Origin of the sequence: Klebsiella pasteurii, assembly GCF_018139045.1 — a bacterium.
Classification (GTDB): domain Bacteria; phylum Pseudomonadota; class Gammaproteobacteria; order Enterobacterales; family Enterobacteriaceae; genus Klebsiella; species Klebsiella grimontii.
The window spans coordinates 2,695,843-2,715,331 of the sequence record NZ_CP073236.1 but is presented as its reverse complement, the minus strand read 5'-3'; the positions used below and the strand labels follow the sequence as shown (position 1 = coordinate 2,715,331).

Annotated in this window: 18 protein-coding genes; 13 read left to right on the top strand and 5 right to left on the bottom strand. The window is 60.8% G+C overall.

The genetic code is table 11. The features are described 5' to 3' along the window. Positions 1-345: a hydrogenase maturation nickel metallochaperone HypA gene (gene hypA / locus KCG39_RS12695; RefSeq protein ID WP_004124103.1), complete on the bottom strand. Its 345-nt coding sequence runs from the start codon at positions 343-345 to the stop codon at positions 1-3. Positions 346-553: 208 nt separating this feature from the next. Here hypA and hycA point away from each other — a divergent pair, with 208 nt between their 5' ends. From hycA to hycI, 9 genes are all read left to right on the top strand, one after another. After that, positions 554-1,003, top strand: a complete 450-nt coding sequence (gene hycA, locus KCG39_RS12690) for a formate hydrogenlyase regulator HycA (RefSeq protein ID WP_004124100.1) — start codon at positions 554-556, stop codon at positions 1,001-1,003. Between the two features lie 82 nt (positions 1,004-1,085). After that, entirely contained in the window at positions 1,086-1,694 is a 609-nt protein-coding gene (locus KCG39_RS12685; RefSeq protein ID WP_004124097.1) for a 4Fe-4S dicluster domain-containing protein, read from the top strand. Next, positions 1,691-3,517 carry a formate hydrogenlyase subunit 3 gene (gene hycC / locus KCG39_RS12680; protein ID WP_087829800.1) on the top strand — a complete coding sequence of 609 codons (1,827 nt, stop codon included), beginning with the start codon at positions 1,691-1,693 and terminating at the stop codon, positions 3,515-3,517. The genes KCG39_RS12685 and hycC overlap by 4 nt, the downstream gene beginning before the upstream one ends. 2 nt (positions 3,518-3,519) lie before the next feature. Further along, the gene (locus tag KCG39_RS12675) at positions 3,520-4,443 is read left to right on the top strand and encodes a respiratory chain complex I subunit 1 family protein (protein ID WP_004124092.1); all 924 of its coding nucleotides are present in this window, start codon (positions 3,520-3,522) and stop codon (positions 4,441-4,443) included. A gap of 17 nt (positions 4,444-4,460) precedes the next feature. Continuing rightward, positions 4,461-6,170, top strand: a complete 1,710-nt coding sequence (gene hycE / locus KCG39_RS12670; RefSeq protein ID WP_004124089.1) for a formate hydrogenlyase subunit HycE — start codon at positions 4,461-4,463, stop codon at positions 6,168-6,170. Between the two features lie 9 nt (positions 6,171-6,179). Continuing rightward, complete coding sequence (locus KCG39_RS12665) at positions 6,180-6,722, top strand: formate hydrogenlyase complex iron-sulfur subunit (RefSeq protein ID WP_004124086.1); 543 nt, start codon at positions 6,180-6,182, stop codon at positions 6,720-6,722. Then, on the top strand, positions 6,722-7,489 hold the full coding sequence (locus KCG39_RS12660; RefSeq protein WP_004124084.1) for an NADH-quinone oxidoreductase subunit B family protein: 768 nt from the start codon (positions 6,722-6,724) through the stop codon (positions 7,487-7,489). Before KCG39_RS12665 ends, KCG39_RS12660 begins: the two co-directional genes overlap by 1 nt. Then, positions 7,486-7,896, top strand: coding sequence for a formate hydrogenlyase maturation HycH family protein (locus KCG39_RS12655; protein WP_049115891.1), 411 nt, complete (start codon positions 7,486-7,488; stop codon positions 7,894-7,896). The genes KCG39_RS12660 and KCG39_RS12655 overlap by 4 nt, the downstream gene beginning before the upstream one ends. Continuing rightward, complete coding sequence (gene hycI, locus KCG39_RS12650; protein ID WP_004124080.1) at positions 7,889-8,374, top strand: hydrogenase maturation peptidase HycI; 486 nt, start codon at positions 7,889-7,891, stop codon at positions 8,372-8,374. The genes KCG39_RS12655 and hycI overlap by 8 nt, the downstream gene beginning before the upstream one ends. Positions 8,375-8,589: 215 nt before the next feature. On the opposite strand, the gene KCG39_RS12645 is transcribed toward hycI, so the two are convergent. Together KCG39_RS12645 and ascF are read right to left on the bottom strand one after the other, a co-directional pair. Beyond that, entirely contained in the window at positions 8,590-10,014 is a 1,425-nt protein-coding gene (locus KCG39_RS12645; RefSeq protein ID WP_142446827.1) for a 6-phospho-beta-glucosidase, read from the bottom strand. 26 nt (positions 10,015-10,040) lie between these two features. Continuing rightward, on the bottom strand, positions 10,041-11,483 hold the full coding sequence (gene ascF / locus KCG39_RS12640) for a PTS cellobiose/arbutin/salicin transporter subunit IIBC (RefSeq protein WP_142446826.1): 1,443 nt from the start codon (positions 11,481-11,483) through the stop codon (positions 10,041-10,043). 256 nt (positions 11,484-11,739) lie between these two features. Here ascF and KCG39_RS12635 point away from each other — a divergent pair, with 256 nt between their 5' ends. From KCG39_RS12635 to KCG39_RS12620, 4 genes are all read left to right on the top strand, one after another. Beyond that, a complete protein-coding gene (locus tag KCG39_RS12635; RefSeq protein ID WP_049113981.1) occupies positions 11,740-12,753 on the top strand; it encodes a LacI family DNA-binding transcriptional regulator in 1,014 nt (337 codons plus the stop codon). A gap of 134 nt (positions 12,754-12,887) precedes the next feature. Next, a complete protein-coding gene (hydN, locus tag KCG39_RS12630) occupies positions 12,888-13,415 on the top strand; it encodes an electron transport protein HydN (RefSeq protein WP_004124065.1) in 528 nt (175 codons plus the stop codon). Between the two features lie 12 nt (positions 13,416-13,427). Beyond that, positions 13,428-15,647 (top strand): carbamoyltransferase HypF, encoded by a 2,220-nt coding sequence (gene hypF / locus KCG39_RS12625; RefSeq protein WP_142468447.1) that lies wholly within the window; start codon positions 13,428-13,430, stop codon positions 15,645-15,647. Between the two features lie 11 nt (positions 15,648-15,658). Then, positions 15,659-16,672, top strand: coding sequence for a HoxN/HupN/NixA family nickel/cobalt transporter (locus KCG39_RS12620; protein ID WP_139529003.1), 1,014 nt, complete (start codon positions 15,659-15,661; stop codon positions 16,670-16,672). 122 nt (positions 16,673-16,794) lie between these two features. Here the strand turns inward: KCG39_RS12620 and norW are convergent, their stop codons facing one another. Together norW and norV are read right to left on the bottom strand one after the other, a co-directional pair. Beyond that, entirely contained in the window at positions 16,795-17,928 is a 1,134-nt protein-coding gene (gene norW / locus KCG39_RS12615) for an NADH:flavorubredoxin reductase NorW (protein WP_142446825.1), read from the bottom strand. After that, a complete protein-coding gene (gene norV, locus KCG39_RS12610) occupies positions 17,925-19,370 on the bottom strand; it encodes an anaerobic nitric oxide reductase flavorubredoxin (protein WP_123828888.1) in 1,446 nt (481 codons plus the stop codon). The genes norW and norV overlap by 4 nt, the downstream gene beginning before the upstream one ends. Positions 19,371-19,489: the final 119 nt, after the last annotated feature.

Genomic DNA, 19,489 nt, shown 5'->3' with positions numbered 1-19,489 from the left:
TTACTCCACTTCTAGTCGCTGAATCTGTAAGCCGTCATCCGCCACGATTTGCAGCCGGTCGCTCTGACACTGCGGGCAGCGGCGCACGTGCTGCGAGATGAGATGCACGTACTGCTGGCAGGTTTCACACCAGCATTCAGCCTGTTGTTCGGCGATATGCAGCTCGCAGCCTTCCGCCAGCGTGCCGCGGCACACCAGCTCAAAGCAGAAGGTCAGCGCGCTGGCCTCCACGCAGGAAAACGCCCCGACCTTCAGCCACACGCCGGTGACCCGACGCGCGCCGGCCTGCTGCGCCTGCTGTTCGATAATTTCCAGCGCCCGCTGGCTAAGGGTGATTTCGTGCATGGTGCCTCCGTATCGCGATGGCCCTTTAATGCAATAACGATGCCAGGTCACAAGTAATGTCACGAAAATGTCGATGACGCGCGTCAGACATCGTCATCGACATGTCTTTCTGCCGACCGGTATTTAATAAATTATTTTAAAATCAACTAATTAAATATTGGCATGAAAAGTGCTTAACCGGTGAATCTCATACAACGGGGGATCCGGGATGACTATTTGGGAATTAAGTGAAAAGGCGGACTACATCGCCGATCGTCACCGCCAGCATCAGGAGCAGTGGCACACCTATTGCAACTCGCTGGTACAGGGAATAACCCTGTCGAAAGCGCGTCTGCATCACGCCATGAGCTGCGCGCCGGATAAAGAACTGTGCTTCGTACTGTTTGGCCATTTTCAGGTCTACGTCGCGCTGGCGGAAGGGTTTAACAGCCACACCATCGAGTATTACGTGGAAACCAAAAACGGCGACGACAGGCATCTGATCGCTCAGGCCACGCTGGGCGCGGATGGCACTATCGATGGCCGGATCAGCAACCGCGATCGCGAGCAGGTTCTCGAGCACTATCTGGCGACTATCGCCAGCGTTTACGACCGTCTCTACGAGGCTATCGAACAAGACCAGCCGGTGGATTTAAGCCACCTGACGCTGGCCCGTTAATCGTCAGGTGTCGACAAGTGTCGAAGCTGACACCTGCGCAACCTGTTTTCGTCAAAAATGACTTTCACCTGAGGATGACCCGGTGAACCGTTTTGTAATTGCTGACTCCACCGTCTGTATCGGCTGTCGCACCTGCGAAGCCGCCTGCGCTGAGACTCACCGCCAGCATGGCCTGCAAGCCATGCCCCGGCTGCATTTAATGCGCAATGAAAAAGAATCCGCGCCGCAGATGTGCCACCAATGTGAAGATGCGCCCTGCGCCGCCGTCTGCCCGGTTAACGCCATTAATCGCGTCGATGGCGCGGTGCAGCTCAATGAGAGCCTGTGCGTAAGCTGCAAGCTGTGCGGCATCGCCTGTCCGTTCGGCGCCATTGAGTTTTCCGGCAGCCGTCCGCTGGATATGCCGGCTAACGCCAATACCCCCCTGGCCCCCGCCGCGCCGCCGGCGCCGGCCCGCGTCAGCTCGCTGCTCGACTGGGTGCCGGGCGTGCGCGCCATCGCCGTCAAATGCGACCTGTGCCACTTCGACGAGCAGGGCCCGGCGTGCGTTCGCACCTGCCCGACTAACGCGCTGCTGCTGGTGGATATCCGCGATATCGCCCAGGCCAGCAAGCGTAAGCGGCAGCTGACCTTTAATACCGATCTCGGCGATCTGTCGCTGTTCCAGGCGCAACAAGGGGACGTGAAATGAGTGTGATTTCCTTAGTGAATCAGGCGGTGGCCTGGTACGCCGCCAGCGCGGTGCTGGCGTTTCTGTTCGCCCTGCGCAAACCGCTGAGCGGGGCGATCGCCGGGATCGGCGGCGCGGTCGCCAGCGCGATGCTGGTGCTGGCGGGCGGAACGGCGCTGCTAATGCCGGAGCGCGTCAACGGCGGTATGCTGCAGATGCTGCACCTGACCCTGCGCGTGGGCGGCGTCAACGCGCTGTGGCTGTTGGCGATCGGCCTCTCGGCGCTGCCGATTTCGCTGTTCAATATCGCCTGGCATCGCCATCCGCAGGTCAAAGCGAACGGCCTGCTGGTGAACCTGTTGCTGGCCGCTGCGACCTGCGCGGTGGTGGTGACGAACTTCGGCGCGCTGGTGGTGATGGCGGAGATTATGGCGCTCTGCGCCGCGTTTCTTACCGGCTGCGCGCAGTCCGGCAAGCTGTGGTTTGCGCTGGGGCGTCTGGGTACGCTGCTGATGGCGTGGAGCTGCTGGCTGGTCTGGTCGTCCTACGGCACCCTTGAGCTGGCGCAGATTACCCAACAGGCGATGGCGGCGCCGCAGAACGCGCTGCTGTGGCTGCCGGGCCTGGTTGGTTTTGCGCTGCTGGCTGGGGTCATTCCGCTGCACGGCTGGGCGCCGCAGGCTCACGCCGGCGCCAGCGCGCCAGCCGCCGCGCTGTTTTCCACGGTGGTGATGAAAGTCGGTCTCTACGGCATCCTGACGGTGTCGCTGGCCGGTAGCGTACCGCCGCTGTGGTGGGGGGTAATGCTGCTGGTGCTGGGCATGATCACCGCCTTCGTCGGCGGACTGTACGCCCTGATGGAGCACAATATTCAGCGCCTGCTGGCGTACCACACTCTGGAAAACATCGGCATTATCCTGCTCGGCCTCGGGGCGTTCGTCACCGGCGTGGCGACCCATAACCCGACTCTGATGGTGCTGGGTTTTATCGGCGGCATGTATCACCTGATCAACCATAGCCTGTTTAAAACCACCCTGTTCCTCGGCGCGGGGGCGGTGTGGTTCCGTACCGGTCATCGCGATATCGAGAAGCTCGGCGGCATCGGCAAGAAAATGCCGCTGATTTCGCTCTCCATGCTGGTGGGCCTGATGGCGATGGCCGCGCTACCGCCGCTGAACGGCTTCGCCGGGGAGTGGGTGATCTATCAGTCCTTCTTCAAGCTAAGCACCGGCGACGCGTTTGTTGGTCGCCTGCTCGGACCGTTGCTGGCGGTGGGCCTGGCGATTACCGGCGCCCTGGCGGTGATGTGTATGGCGAAAGTCTACGGCGTCACCTTCCTCGGCGCGCCGCGTAGCAAAGAGGCGGAAAACGCCACCTGCGCGCCGGGGCTGATGACCTTTAGCGTGGTGCTGGCCGCCGTCTGCTGCGTGATTGGCGGGGTTGCCGCGCCGTGGCTGCTGCCGCTGGTGAGCGGGGCGTTTCCGGTGCAGGCGGAGGTCTCCAGCGTGGTGTCTCAGCCGCTGATCGCCATTCTGCTGATCGCCTGCCCGCTGCTGCCGCTGCTGCTGATGATCTTCTTTAAGGGCGATCGCCTGCCGGCGCGCTCCCGCGGCGCGGCCTGGGTCTGCGGCTACGACCATGAGAAATCCATGGTGGTGACCGCCCACGGTTTCGCCATGCCGGTGAAAGAAGCCTTTGCGCCGATCCTCAAGCTTCGCCACTGGCTGAATCCGGTGCGCCTGGTGCCCGGCTGGCAGAGCGCCTCCGCGCCTGCGCTGTTTCGCGGCGTGGCGCTGGTTGAGCTGGCGGTACTGGTGGTGATTGTGATTTCCCGAGGAGCCTGAGAATGAGCGTATTAATTGCATTGCTGCAGGCGCTGGTGCTGTTCGCCGCCGCGCCGCTGTTGTCCGGGGTGACCCGCGTCGCCCGCGCGCGTCTGCATAACCGCCGCGGTCCGGGCGTGCTGCAGGAGTACCGGGATATCGTGAAACTGCTGGGGCGCCAGAGCGTTGGCCCGGACGCCTCCGGCTGGGTCTTCCGCCTGACGCCGTACGTGATGGTCGGCGTGATGCTGACCATCGCCACCGCGCTGCCGGTGGTGACCGTTGATTCACCGATGTCCGGGCTGGGCGACCTGATCACCCTGATCTACCTGTTCGCTATCGCCCGCTTCTTCTTCGCTATTTCCGGCCTTGATACCGGCAGCCCTTTTACCGCTATCGGTGCCAGCCGCGAAGCGATGCTCGGCGTGCTGGTGGAGCCTATCCTGCTGCTCGGCCTGTGGGTCGCGGCGCAGGTCGCCGGTTCCACCCATATCAGCAGCATCACCGACACCATTTACCACTGGCCTGTCGCCCGCACTCTTCCGCTAATTCTGGCGCTGTGCGCCTGCGCCTTCGCCACTTTTATCGAAATGGGCAAGCTGCCGTTCGACCTGGCGGAAGCGGAGCAGGAGCTTCAGGAAGGCCCGCTCTCGGAATACAGCGGCAGCGGCTTCGGCGTGCTGAAGTGGGGCATTAGCCTCAAACAGCTGGTGGTCCTGCAAATGTTCGTCGGCGTATTTATCCCGTGGGGACAGATGACCAGCTTTAGCGTCGGCGGTCTGCTGCTGGCGCTGGTGGTTGCCGTCATCAAGCTGGTGCTTGGCGTGCTGGTGATTGCGCTGTTCGAAAACAGCATGGCGCGTCTGCGCTTTTGCGCCACCTCCCGCGTCACCTGGGCCGGGTTTGGTTTTGCCTTTTTAGCCTTCGTCTCCTTGCTGGTGGCGTGATTTAAGAGAGTTTGAGCATGTCTGAAGAAAAAATCGGTCAACACTATCTTGCCGCGCTGCATCAGGCCTTTCCGGGCGTGGTGCTGGATGAAGCCTGGCAGACCAAAGACCAGTTGACGGTCACGGTAAAGGTCAACTACCTGCCGGAAGTGGTCGAGTTCCTGTACTACAAGCAGGGCGGCTGGCTGTCGGTGCTGTTCGGCAACGACGAACGCAAGCTCAACGGCCACTACGCCGTCTACTACGTGCTGTCGATGGAGCAGGGCACGAAGTGCTGGATCACCGTGCGCGTGGAAGTGGACGCCAATAAACCCGAGTATCCGTCGGTGACGCCGCGCGTGCCTGCCGCCGTGTGGGGCGAGCGCGAAGTGCGCGATATGTACGGTCTGATCCCGGTCGGTCTGCCGGACGAGCGCCGGCTGGTGCTGCCGGACGACTGGCCGGATGAACTCTATCCGCTGCGTAAAGACAGCATGGACTACCGCCAGCGTCCGGCGCCGACCACCGACGCGGAAACCTACGAGTTTATCAACGAGCTGGGCAGCAAGAAAAACAACGTGGTGCCGATTGGCCCGCTGCATGTCACCTCCGACGAACCGGGCCACTTCCGCCTGTTCGTTGACGGCGAAAATATTATCGATGCCGACTACCGCCTGTTCTACGTCCATCGCGGGATGGAAAAGCTGGCGGAAACCCGGATGGGCTACAACGAAGTCACCTTCCTGTCGGACCGCGTGTGCGGTATCTGCGGCTTCGCCCACAGCACCGCCTACACCACCTCGGTGGAGAACGCGATGGGCATTGTGGTGCCGGAGCGCGCGCAAATGATCCGCGCCATTCTGCTGGAGGTGGAGCGCCTGCACTCGCACCTGCTGAACCTCGGACTCGCCTGCCACTTTACCGGCTTCGACTCCGGGTTTATGCAATTCTTCCGCGTGCGCGAAACCTCAATGAAGATGGCGGAAATTCTTACCGGGGCGCGTAAAACCTACGGCCTGAACCTGATTGGCGGCATTCGTCGCGATCTGCTGAAAGAGGACATGATCCAGACCCGCCAGCTGGCGCAGCAGATGCGCCGCGACGTGCAGGAGCTGGTGGATATGCTGCTCAGCACGCCGAATATGGAGCAGCGTACCGTGGGTATTGGTCGTCTCGACCCACAAATCGCCCGCGACTTCAGCAACGTTGGCCCGATGGTGCGCGCCAGCGGCCACGCCCGTGATACCCGCGCCGACCACCCGTTTGTCGGCTACGGCCTGTTGCCGATGGAAGTGCACAGCGAGCAGGGCTGCGATGTCATCTCGCGCCTCAAGGTGCGCATCAACGAAGTTTACACCGCGCTGAACATGATCGACTTCGGCCTCGATAACCTGCCGGGCGGCCCGCTGATGGTGGAAGGCTTCACCTATATTCCGCACCGCTTCGCGCTCGGCTTCTCGGAAGCGCCGCGCGGGGATGATATCCACTGGAGCATGACCGGCGACAACCAGAAGCTGTACCGCTGGCGCTGCCGGGCGGCGACCTACGCCAACTGGCCGACCCTGCGCTATATGCTGCGCGGCAATACCGTCTCCGACGCGCCGCTGATTATCGGCAGCCTCGACCCGTGCTACTCCTGTACCGACCGCATGACCGTGGTCGACGTGCGCAAGAAGAAAAGCAAAGTGGTGCCATACAAAGAGCTGGAGCGCTACAGCATCGAGCGTAAGAACTCGCCGCTGAAATAAGGAATCGCCATGTTTACCTTTATTAAAAAAGTCATCAAAACCGGCACCGCGACGCACTCATACCCGCTGGAGCCGATGCCGGTGGATAAAAACTTCCGCGGCAAACCGGAGCATAATCCGCAGCAGTGCATCGGCTGCGCCGCCTGCGTTAACGCCTGCCCGTCGAACGCCCTGACGGTGGAGACCGATCTGGCCACCAATCAACTGGGGTGGCAGTTCAACCTCGGGCGCTGCATCTTCTGCGGACGCTGCGAAGAGGTCTGCCCGACGGCGGCGATTAGGCTCTCTCAGGAGTACGAGCTGGCGGTGTGGAAAAAAGAGGATTTCCTCCAGCAGTCGCGTTTTGCCATCTGCCACTGTCGGGTATGTGAACGGCCGTTCGCCGTACAGAAAGAGATCGACTACGCCATCGCGCTGCTCAAACACAACGGCGACAGCCGCGCCGAGCTGCATCGCGAAAGTTTTGAGACCTGCCCGGAGTGTAAACGCCAGAAGTGCCTGGTGCCGTCCGACCGTATTGAACTGACTCGCCATATGAGAGAGGCCAGCTGATGAGCAATTTATTAGGCCCGCGCGATGAAAACGGCATTCCGGTGCCGATGACGGTGGATGAATCCATCGCCAGCATGAAGGCCTCGCTGCTGAAAAAAATTAAGCGTTCCGCCTACGTCTATCGGGTGGACTGCGGCGGCTGCAACGGCTGCGAAATCGAGATTTTCGCTACCCTGTCGCCGCTGTTCGACGCCGAGCGTTTTGGTATCAAAGTGGTGCCGTCGCCGCGTCACGCCGATATTCTGTTGTTTACCGGGGCGGTGACCCGGGCGATGCGTTCTCCCGCGCTGCGCGCGTGGCAGTCCGCGCCGGACCCGAAAATCTGTATCTCCTACGGCGCCTGCGGCAACAGCGGCGGCATTTTCCACGACCTCTACTGCGTGTGGGGCGGGACCGATAAAATCGTGCCGGTAGACGTCTATATTCCCGGCTGCCCGCCGACGCCTGCCGCGACGCTGTACGGCTTCGCGATGGCGCTGGGCCTGCTGGAGCAGAAAATCCACGCCCGTCTGCCGGGCGAGCAGGATGAACGGCCGACCGAGCTTCTGCACCCGGATATGGTACAGCCGCTGCGGGTGCGCATTGACCGCGAAGCGCGTCGCCTGGCGGGCTATCGCTATGGTCGCCAGATTGCCGACGACTATATGCGCCTGCTGGCGCAGGGCGATAGCCAGGTGGTGCGCTGGCTGGAGGCGGAAAAAGATCCGCGTCTGACCGAGATCGTCACCCACCTGAACCAGGTGGTCGAGGGAGCGCGTATCCGATGAGCGAGACGGTGGTGTTCAGTCAGCTGAGCCGTAAATTTATTGATGAGAACGACGCGACGCCTGACCAGGCGCAGCAGGTGGTCTATTACAGCCTGGCGATTGGCCACCACCTCGGCGTCATCGACTGCCTCGAGGCGGCGCTGAGCTGCCCGTGGCAGGCGTATCTGGCGTGGATTGCGACCCTCGAAGAGGGCAGCGTCGCGCGGCGTAAAATGGAAGGCGTGCCGAAGTACGGCGAGATCGTGATCGATAGCAATCATGTGACGATGCTGGCCAACGCTTTTGATAAAGCGCAGGCCCGGCAGACCCCCGAGCAGCAGGCGTGGAGCAAAACCCTGCTCAGCATGCTGCATGATATTCACCAGGAAAGCGCCATCTACCTGATGGTGAGGAGACTCCGTGACTGACGTTTTACTCTGTGTTGGCAATAGCATGATGGGCGACGACGGCGCAGGCCCGCTGCTGGCGGAGATGTGCGCGGCTAATCCCGTCGGCGAGTGGGTGGTGATTGACGGCGGCAGCGCGCCGGAAAACGATATTGTCGCCATTCGCGAGCTGCGCCCTGAGCGCCTGCTGATCGTCGATGCCACCGATATGGGGCTGAATCCCGGCGAGATCCGCATCGTCGACCCGGATGATATTGCCGAGATGTTTATGATGACTACCCACAATATGCCGCTCAACTATCTGATCGATCAGCTAAAAGAGGATATCGGCGAGGTGATTTTCTTAGGCATTCAGCCGGATATCGTCGGCTTTTATTACCCAATGACCCAGCCGATTAAGGACGCGGTCGAGGTGGTGTACGCGCGGCTTGATGGCTGGCAGGGGCAGGGCGGTTTTGCGGCACTTGAAGCCGCAGAAGAGCCGGCGTTCCCCGGCTAAGCGCAGCGCGAGCCGGGAGTTTGGTCAGGGGGAGCAAGTTTACTTTTTTCCCCGGGTCGCGGCGTAAACGCCCTACTCGGGCTACGGCTACTGTCCGGGCTACCGGTCCGCGAGCGTTGATGAACCTGTAGCCCGGCTAAGCGCAGCGCGAGCCGGGGAAATTTCCGTGTTGCAGGTGTTTGCCAGGCTGAGCATCCCTCAGTCCGCGGGGCACACTACGCCAAATCTTCCCCGTTGCTGGCAATCACCTTCTTATACCACCAGAACGACTTCTTACGTCTCCGCGCCAGCGTGCCGTGACCGGCGTCGTCGCGGTCGACGTAGACAAAGCCGTAGCGCTTGCTCATCTCGCCGGTGGAGGCGGACACCAGATCGATACAGCCCCAGCTGGTGTAGCCCATCACCGGAATGCCATCCGCGATGGCGTCGCCCATCGCCTTAATATGCTCGCGCAGATAGCTGATGCGGTAGTCGTCGTTAATCTCGCCGTTAGCGTCAATCTCATCCCGCGCGCCGAGACCGTTTTCCACAAGGAACAGCGGTTTCTGGTAGCGGTCATACATCATATTCATGGTGATGCGCAGGCCGAGCGGGTCGATGCCCCAGCCCCATTCGCTGGCCTGAATATGCGGGTTCTTCAGTGACTTAACAATATTGGCGGCGTTGGTGTTGCCGGCGTTCATCTCCGCCGACGCGCAGCGCGAAGCGTAGTAGCTGAAGGAGACGAAATCGACGGTATGGCGCAGGATTTCATCATCGCCCGCTTCTTTGGCGATGGTCACACCTTTCTCGCGGAATACCCGCGCCGCCCACACCGGATACGCGCCGCGCGCCTGGACATCGATAAAGAACAAGTTCTCGCGATCTTTCTCCAGCGCCATCCACACGTCTTCCGGCTTACAGGAGTAAGGGTAGAAATTGCCGCCCGCCAGCATACAGCCGACCTGATTTTGCGAATTCACCTCGTGGGCGATTTTGGTCGCTAAGGCGCTGGCGACCAGTTCATGATGGGCGGCCTGGTATTTCACCTGCTCCTGATTTTCCCCCTCTTCAAACACCAGACCGGCGCCGGAGAATGGGCTATGCAGCATAATGTTGATTTCATTGAAGGTAAGCCAGTACTTCACTAACCCATCAAAAGCTTCAAAACAGGTACGGGCGTAGCGGGTGAAGAACTCCACCATTTTTCGATTGCGCCAGGAGCCGTATTCGGTAACCAGGTGCATCGGCACGTCGAAATGGCACAGCGTCACCAGTGGCTCGATATTATGCTTTTTACACTCCTCGAACAGCGAGCGATAAAAGGCGATCCCTTCCGGGTTCGGCTCTTGTTCATCACCTTTTGGAAACAGGCGGCTCCAGGCGATAGAGGTGCGGAAGACGCTAAAGCCCATCTCGGCCATCAGGGCGATATCTTCTTTATAACGATGATAAAAATCGATCGCCTCGTGGCTCGGGTAGAACTCATCGTCGCGCAGCGCGAAGCGTTTCTCCTGCCCCAGCTTGACCGCCAGGCGGTGCGCGCCGTGGGGAATCATATCGACGGTGGTCGGCCCTTTGCCGCCCTCCAGATATGCCCCTTCGGACTGGTTGGCGGCCAGTGCGCCGCCCCATAAAAATCCCTGTGGAAAAGTCGCCATGCATTACCTCGTTAATAAAATGGTGTTCAGGCGTGAGAAGCCTGGGCGCCGACCTGACGCTGTCTGGCGTCGGCGGCGGCTTCTTCTTGCGGAATATCTTCAAAGCCGAGCATCAGCGTCAGGACAAACGACAGCACTACCGCCAGCGCCATGACGCCAAAGACCCAGACGATGGTCATCGGATTGGCCGGGTCGAAAAACTGGACGCTGGTAAACAGGCCCGGCGCCGCCATTGAGTGGCTGGCGAGCCCGGCAATGCCGGCCACCGCGCCGCAGATAAAGCCGCTGATCAGGCTGGCGATTAGCGGTCGCTTCAGCCGCACCGCCACGCCGTACAGCGCCGGTTCGGAAATCCCCGCCAGAATCGCGGAAGCCGCGGCAGCCAGCGCCGTCTGGCGCAGCTCCGGGTTTTTGGTTTTCCACGCCACCGCCAGCGATGAGCCGCCCAGCGACAGGTTGGCGCCGATTTCCGACGGCATCACCATGCCCTCTTTGCCGGTTTCGGCGATGGTCTGAATGATAGTCGGCGTGAAGACGCGGTGCATCCCGGTCATCACCAGCAGCGGCCACAGGGCGCCCATAATCGCCACCGACAGCCAGCCGAGGTAGCTGTGGATCGTATAGACCAGCGCGGAAATGGCGCTACCGATCCAGATGCCGAGCGGGCCAATCAGCAGAATCGACAGCGGGGCGGCAATCAGCACTATCAGCATCGGCTTGAGGAAGTTTTTCGTCACCGCCGGGGTGATACGGTCGACCCAGCGTTCGATATAAGAGAGGCACCATGTCATCACCAGCGCCGGGATCACGGTATAGGTGTATTTCACCGCCGTCACAGGAATAAAGGCGAACTCCACGTGCTCGCCCTGGGCGGCTTTGGCCATCAGCTCGATAAAGCTCGGGTGCACCAGCACCCCGGCAATCGCAATCGCCAGCGACATATTGGTTTTGAACTTCACCGCCGCGGAAGCCGCAACCATCAGCGGCAGGAAGAAGAACGCGCCGTCGCCGATAACCGTCAGAATAGTCAGCGTTGGCGCGCCTTTGGGCAGCGCGCCGGTCATCTCTAAGATCATCGCCAGCAGCTTGACCATCGATCCGCCGATAATTGCCGGGATCAGCGGCGACATAGTGCCGATCAGCGCGTCGAGGATCCCGGCACCGATGCGCTTCAGGGTGATCGGCGGTTTTCCCTGCGGTTCGGCAGGGCGCAGTTCTCCCGGCAGCAGGGTGACCACCTCGCGGTAGGCCTGGGAGACGGTATTGCCGATGATGACCTGGCACTGGTTATCGCTACGCACGACGCCGAGTACGCCTTTTAGCCCTTTGAGGGTGGCGCTGTCGACCCGCTCGTTGTCTTTGACCACAAAACGCAGGCGGGTCATGCAGTGGGTGACGGCGGCCACGTTATCTGCGCCGCCAATTGCCGCCACAATCTGCTGCGCCAGAGCTGCATAATTTTTAGACATCGGATTTTATCCTGTTTATCAATGGGATACTGGCTTGTCACCGCGCCGGAAAGCGGAGCGGCATCATGCATACATAGGAAACCGGTTCCACAAAATCATGATTAGTTTCATGAATGCATACAAGAAATAAAAAAATAAGATCTCGATTTTGTGATTTTGATCGCTGTGTGCGCATCAGCGCGGGAGACGCACAAATGCTGAAAAAGCGCAGCGCGTGCAGTACACTGCGGGCAACATTGGCAACAGGAATAACCACATGGCAACGATGCTGGAGGTAGCGAAGCGCGCGGGGGTGTCGAAGGCCACCGTTTCGCGGGTGCTGTCGGGGAACGGCTATGTCAGCCAGGAGACCAAAGATCGCGTCTTCCAGGCGGTGGCCGAAAGCGGTTACCGGCCGAATCTGCTGGCGCGCAACCTGGCGACGAAAAAGACGCAGACCCTCGGGCTGGTGGTGACCAACACCCTTTATCACGGCGTCTATTTCAGCGAACTGCTTTACCACGTGGCGCGGATGACCGAAGACAAAGGGCGGCAGCTGATCCTCGCCGACGGCAAGCACAGCGCGGAGGAGGAGCGCGAGGCTATTCAGTATCTGCTCGATCTGCGCTGCGATGCGATTATTATCTATCCACGCTTTCTCAGCGTTGATGAGATGGATGAGATTATCGAAAATCATGAGCGGCCGATTATGGTGCTCAACCGCCGCCTGCGCCGCAACGCCAGCCACTGCGTCTGGTCCGATCAAAAAGCCTCGGCGATGATGGCGGTGGAAAAGCTTATCGCGCTGGGTCATCGGCAAATCGCGTTTATTACCGGTTCGCTGGATTCGCCAACCGGCGTCGAGCGTCTCTCGGGCTATAAAGACGCGCTGGCCCGCCACGGCATTACGCCGAATAACGATCTGATCGTCGAAGGGCGCTGGTCGCCGGAAACCGGCGCGGCGGGAGTCGAGACGCTGCGCCAGCGCCGCGTCGGCTACAGCGCGCTGGTGGCGAGCAACGACGATATGGCGGTTGGCGCGATGAAACAGCTGCATCAGCTCGGCGTTAAGGTGCCGGAGCAGGTTTCGGTGGTGGGCTTTGACGATATCGCGCTGGCGCCGTTTATGGTGCCGGCGCTCTCCAGCGTCAAAGTCCCGGTGACGGAGATGATCAAAGAGAGCATCAACCGGCTGATCTTTATGCTCGACGGCGGCGATTTTAAATTTCAGCAAACCTTTTCCGGCGAGCTGATTGAACGCGACTCAATGGTCCCCGGCCCGCACGCCTGACGTCGTCAGCTGTCATCGTCACAACTGACGATGACAGTCTCTCCCGTATTTATCTCCTTTAATATCAGTATCATAAAAATTGGAACGCATTATGCATACTCCGGCGCGTAACCTTCTTACAGCTGGAGAAATGGATGAACCGTTTCATTATCGCCGACGCGAGCAAATGCATCGGCTGCCGCACCTGTGAAGTGGCCTGCGTGGTCTCTCATCAGGAAAATCAGGACTGCGCCGCGCTGACGCCAAAAACCTTTTTACCGCGTATTCACGTGATCAAAGGCGTCAACGTGTCGACGGCCACCGCCTGTCGTCAGTGCGAGGACGCCCCGTGCGCCAACGTCTGCCCGAACGGCGCTATCAGCCGCGACCAGGGCTTCGTCCACGTGATGCAGGAGCGCTGCATCGGCTGCAAAACCTGCGTGGTGGCCTGTCCGTACGGCGCCATGGAAGTGGTGGTGCGCCCGGTTATTCGCCACAGCGGCGCGGGGCTGAACGTGATAGCGGAAAAAGCCGAAGCCAACAAATGCGACCTGTGCTATCACCGTGAGGAAGGCCCGGCCTGTATGGACGCCTGTCCGACCCACGCGCTGATTTGCGTCGATCGCAACAGGCTCGAACAGATGAATATCGAAAAACGCCGCCGCACCGCGCTGGCCTGGTAATCCGGCCGCGCAATGAACGGGGTGCAAATCCGCATTCGCGGTAAAGTGCAGGGGGTGGGATTCCGCCCCTTCGTCTGGCAGCTGGCGCAGCAGCTGGGGCTGCGCGGCGACGTGTGCAACGACGGCGACGGCGTACTGGTGCGCCTTGTCGGCGATGATGCGGCCTTTCTCAGCGCGTTAACCCAGCGCTGCCCACCGCTGGCGCGTATCGACAGCGCGGCGGCCGCGTCATTAGTCTGGGCCGCCGAGCCGCCGGGCTTTACCATTCGCCAAAGCGGAGTCGGAAGCATGCGCACGCAGATTGTGCCCGATGCCGCTACCTGCCCTGCATGCCTGGCTGAGATGAACAACCCGCGAGAACGCCGCTACCGCTATCCGTTTATCAACTGCACCCACTGCGGGCCGCGCTTTACCATTATTCGCGCTATGCCCTACGACCGCCCACTGACCTCTATGTTGCCGTTTCCTCTTTGCTCCGCCTGTGCGACGGAATATGGCGATCCTGCCGATCGCCGCTTTCACGCGCAGCCGGTAGCCTGCGCCGAGTGCGGCCCGCAGCTGGAATGGCGCGGCCCGCAGGGGCATTTATTTGGCGAGGCGGCTCTTGAAGCGGCGACGGCTCGCCTGCTGGCGGGCGATATTGTGGCGGTGAAGGGGTTGGGCGGTTTCCATCTGCTGTGCGATGCCGGAAACCCTGAGGCCGTCGCGAAGCTGCGGGCGCGCAAGCATCGCCCGGCGAAACCGCTGGCGGTGATGCTGGCGACAACGGCGGGGCTCAGCAAACCGGCGCTGACGCTGCTGACCTCTCCCGCCGCGCCGATCGTGTTGCTGGAGAAAACGCAGGTGGCCGGCCTGTGCGACCAGATTGCGCCAGGGCTTGCGGAAGTAGGGGGGATGCTGCCATCTAATCCACTGCAGCATTTACTTTCGCAGGCGCTGGCGCGCCCATTAGTGATGACCTCCGGCAACCTCAGCGGCCGCCCGCCGGCGTTAACCAACGCCGGGGCGCTGGCGGATTTAGCCGGAATTGCCGACGGTTTTCTGCTGCATAATCGCGAGATTGTGCAGCGGATGGACGATTCCGTGGTGCGGCAAAGCGGCGAGATGCTGCGCCGCGCCCGCGGCTACGTGCCGGACGCGCTGGCGCTGCCGCCGGGTTTCCACGACGTACCGCCGCTGCTGGCTCTCGGCGCGGATATGAAAAATACATTCTGCCTGCTGCGCGGCGATGAAGCGGTGCTCAGCCAGCATTTTGGCGATCTCGACGAGGAGGGCGTCGAGGCGCAGTGGCGGCAAGCGCTGCGTCTGATGCAGGAGATTTACGCTTTTACCCCGCAGCGGGTGGTTGCCGACGCCCATCCCGGCTACCGCGCTTCGCGGTGGGCGGCGTCGCTGGCGCTGCCGGTGGAGCGCGTGTTGCATCATCATGCCCACGCTGCCGCCTGCCTGGCCGAGCACCGCTGGCCGCTGGAGGGCGGCGACGTGATTGCCCTGACGCTCGACGGTATCGGGATGGGGGAAAACGGTGAGCTGTGGGGCGGCGAGTGCCTGCGGGTCAACTATCGCGAGTGCGAGCATCTCGGCGGTCTGCCGGCGGTGGCGCTGCCGGGCGGCGACCTCGCGGCGCGTCAGCCGTGGCGCAATCTGCTCGCCCACTGCCTGGCGTTCGTCCCTGAATGGCAGAATTATGCCGACACCGCCGCACTACGCCAGCAAAGCTGGCCGCTGCTGGCGCGGGCAATCGAGCGCGGTATTAATGCGCCGCAGGCATCGTCGTGCGGGCGTCTGTTTGACGCCGTCGCCTGCGCGTTGGGCTGCGCCCCGCTCACCCTGAGCTATGAAGGGGAAGCGGCGTGCCGTCTGGAAGCGCTGGCGGCGACCTGCGAAGGGATTGATCATCCGGCGATGCTGCCGTGGCGCGATGGAAAACTGGATCTGGCGACGTTCTGGCAGCGGTGGCTGAGCTGGCAGGCGAGCCCGGCGCAAAAAGCCTGGGCCTTTCATGATGCGCTGGCCCGCGGGCTGGCGGCCATGATGCGCGATTGCGCGAACGCACGGAATATTCACACGCTGGCCTTCGGCGGCGGGGTACTGCACAACCGCCTGCTGACGGCGCGATTGACCTTTTATCTGGCCGATTTTACTCTGCTCTTTCCGCAGCAGCTGCCCGCAGGCGATGGCGCGATTGCCCTCGGTCAGGCGGTTATCGCTGCGGCCCGCCTGCAGGCTTAAAGGACACCGATATGATAGTGACGATTTTGCGTCAGCAGCCGCGCGCAGCGGCGCTGGTGCTGGCATTGATTGCCGCCAATTTGCTGGCCTGGGGCTGGGCATTTGCGGCGTTCGGCGGTAGCGGCGCGCTGATGGCCGCCAGCCTGCTGGCCTGGGGTTACGGTCTGCGCCACGCGGTGGACGCCGACCATATCGCGGCGATCGACAACGTGACCCGCAAAATGATGCAGCAGGGGAAGCGACCTTTTGCCGTTGGCGCGTGGTTCTCGCTGGGTCATTCGTCGATTGTGGTGCTGGCGTCGGCGGCGATTGCCGCGACCGCCACCGCGTTTGGTCAGCAGATGAGCTGGTTTCACGAGACCGGCAGCGTTATCGGTACCGCCGTATCGGCGCTGTTCCTGCTGGTGATGGCCTTTATCAACCTGGTTATTTTGCGCAGCGTCTGGCGCAGCTTTCGGGCGTGGAAGCAGGGCGAAAAGGTGAGCGATGAGGTCATGACCGGCGGCGGCATGATGAGCTGGCTGTTCGGTAAAACCTTCCGCCTGATTAGCCGCAGCTGGCAGATGTATCTGGTGGGCTTTCTGTTTGGCCTCGGCTTTGATACGGCGACGGAAATCGGCGTGCTGGGGATTTCGGCGGCCAGCGCGTCGAGCGGGATGTCGATTTGGTCGATTATGATTTTTCCGGCGCTGTTCGCTAGCGGGATGGCGCTGGTGGATACGCTCGACAACGTGCTGATGGTCGGCGCCTACGGCTGGGCGTTCAGTAAGCCGCAGCGTAAGCTCTATTACAATATGACCATTACCGGCACCTCGGTGGTGGTGGCGCTGTTTATCGGCGGTCTGGAAGCGCTGGGTCTGTTGATGGATAAGTTCTCCCTCAGCGGAGGCGTCTGGCGCTGGGTCGGCGCATTGAACGACCATCTCGGCGACGCCGGTTTTGTGGTGGTCGGGCTGTTCGTGGCCTGCTGGGTGCTGTCGGTGCTCAACTACCGCTGGCGCGGATACGATAACCTGGCGCGGTAGGTTGGGCATTTCCCCGGCTCGCGCTACGCTTAGCCGGGCTACCAAACCCGAGCGCCTTGCCATTGGGTAGCCCGGGTTAGGCGTTTACGCCGCGACCCGGGAATAACGTCATATCCTCCCGGTTAACTCACCAGCTGTTTGAGCAGGGCAAAAGCATCTTTCATGCGATCCTCGCTGACCACAAAAGCGCGCAGCTGGTTTTCGGCGTCAACGCCTTTCGCGACCAGGCCGTCTTTGGCGGCAACGATATTCCACGTCAGATCCTCGCGTCGGGTATCGCCCGCCAGATGCAGCGGTAAATCCGGCGTTTTAACCTTCACCAGCATCGGCGGCAGCTTCAGTTCCCCCTGCTGAGCCAGCAGATTTTTACCCAGGCACATGGCGCTCAGCAGAATCGGCTGCAGAAAAGGCAGGACCATACCGTTGATTTCCGCGCAATCGCCGAGGGCGTAAATCGCCGGATGGCTGGTTTGCAGCTGGCTGTTCACTACCACGCCACGGTGAGTTTTCAGACCCGCATGCCGCGCCAGCGCCGTTTCCGGGCGTAAACCGGCGGCGGCGACCACCGCATCCACCGTCACCGTACGCTGGCGGTCAAGAGTGACGCGAATCCCGTCGGCGCTCTGCGCCAGGCTTTCCAGCTGGGACTTCAGCATCAGATGCACGCCCATGTCGGTCAGACGATGCTGCAGTCGGCTGCTGGCCTCGGGCGGCATCAGGGCCGACAGTACGCTGGCGGAGTTATCCACCACCGTCACCGCTTTGCTGGCGCGGCAGAAATCCATCGCCAGCTCGCAGCCAATCAGCCCGCCGCCGACGATCAGCACTCTTTTTGCATCGCGCAGCTGGCTTTGCGCCGCACCGTATTCCCGCTGGCTGTTGAGGGTCAGCATCAGTTCGCGGCCCGGCACCGGTGGGATAAACGGCGTTGCGCCGGTGGCCAGCACCAGTTTGTCATAGCGCCACTCGCGGTCCTGGCTCTTCACAACCTGATTATCGGCGTCGATATCGCTGACCCAGGTATGCGGAAACAGGCGCAGATTGTACTGCTCGGCAAACTCGCCCGCCGTTTGCAGGGTCAGGTCGTCGGCGTTCTGCCCGCGGCTGACCACATGGCTGAGATCCGGTTTGTTGTACTCATCCATGCTGTCGGCGGCGATCAGGGTCAGCGGGATATTCGGGTCCTGCTTGCGAATATTTTTCACCAGCTGACGGGCCGCGAAGCCCGAGCCGATGATGACGATGCCATCACTCATTTTGCCTCCGATGCCAGAACGTCAAACACATCTTTACCCAGCGAACACTCAGGGCAGAGGAAGTTATCCGGGACTTCGCTCCACGGCGTACCCGGCTGGACGTCCTGGTTCGGTTCGCCCTGTTCGGGGTCGTAAATCCACTGGCAAACGCTGCACTGCATTTTCGGGCCGAGATCGGCTGCCGCTGGCGCGGCGCAAGGCGTTGCCACAGGCGTGGCGTGTTTAGCCGGGCTCGCCGGCAGCGGGGAGAGGGCCCACTGGCGGGCGATTTCGCGGCCGTGCTCGCGGCACACTTCCAGCGCGTCGAGATCCGGGCGCCATTTGGCCTTCAGGCTCAGGGACATTTCAAAGCCCGCATCCTGTAAACGCGTGGACAGGCGGTCAACCGCACCGCCGCTCCAGCCGTGGGAGCCAAAGGCGCTGGCGCGCTTGTTACGGAAACGCAGGCCGGTCATCTCCTCCACCAGCCCGGCGATTTTCGGCATCATCACGTTATTCATGGTTGAGGTGCCGACCAGCACGCCCTTCGAGCGGAACACGTTAGTCAGGATTTCATTTTTATCGCTGCGGGCGACATTGAAAATTTTCACCGCCACGCGCGGATCCACGTCGGTAATGCCCTGGGCTATCGCGTCAGCCATCATGCGGGTGTTGTTGGACATGGTGTCGTAGAAAATGGTGATGCGGTCTTCCTGATAATCCGCCGCCCACTCGAGATATTTTTCGACGATCTGCGTCGGGTTATCGCGCCAGACCACGCCATGGGAGGTCGCAATCATATCCACCGGCAGATTAAAGCCGAGGATTTCGGTAATTTTCGGCGTCACCAGGCGGCTGAACGGAGTCAGAATGTTGGCATAGTAGCGCTGGCACTGCTCATAAAGTTCAATCTGATCAACTTCATCATTAAACAGATGCTCATCGCAGTAGTGCTGGCCGAAGGCGTCATTGCTGAACAGCACCGCGTCGCCGGTCATATAGGTCATCATGCTATCCGGCCAGTGCAACATCGGGGTTTCCACGAAAATCAGCTGTTTGCCGTTGCCGATATCCAGGCTGTCGCCGGTTTTCACCACCTTAAAATTCCACTCCGGGTGATGATGGTGTCCGTTGATAGAGTCGATGGCGTTGGCGGTACAGTAAATCGGGGTGTCCGGGATCTGCGTCATCAGTTCGGTCAGCGCGCCGGCATGGTCCTCTTCCGCATGGTTAATAATGATGTAATCGATATCGGCGAGATCGATTTCGCCGCGCAGGTTCTGCACGAATTCGCGGCTGAATTTATGATCGACGGTATCGATCAGCACATTTTTCTCTTCGCGGAGGAGATAGCTGTTGTAGCTGCTGCCGCGCAGCGTTTTGTATTCCGTCCCGTGGAAATCACGCACTTCCCAGTCGCGCTGGCCAACCCAATGAATGTTATTTTTAACCAGAATAGACATAGCAACCTCAATTAATTCAGCAGTGTTCAAATAAGATGTTTTGCTTATATCAAGTTGCGTGCCAAATTTTTAACTAATTGAATTTAAAGTTTTTTGTGTTTTTTGTTAAATCTGTTGAT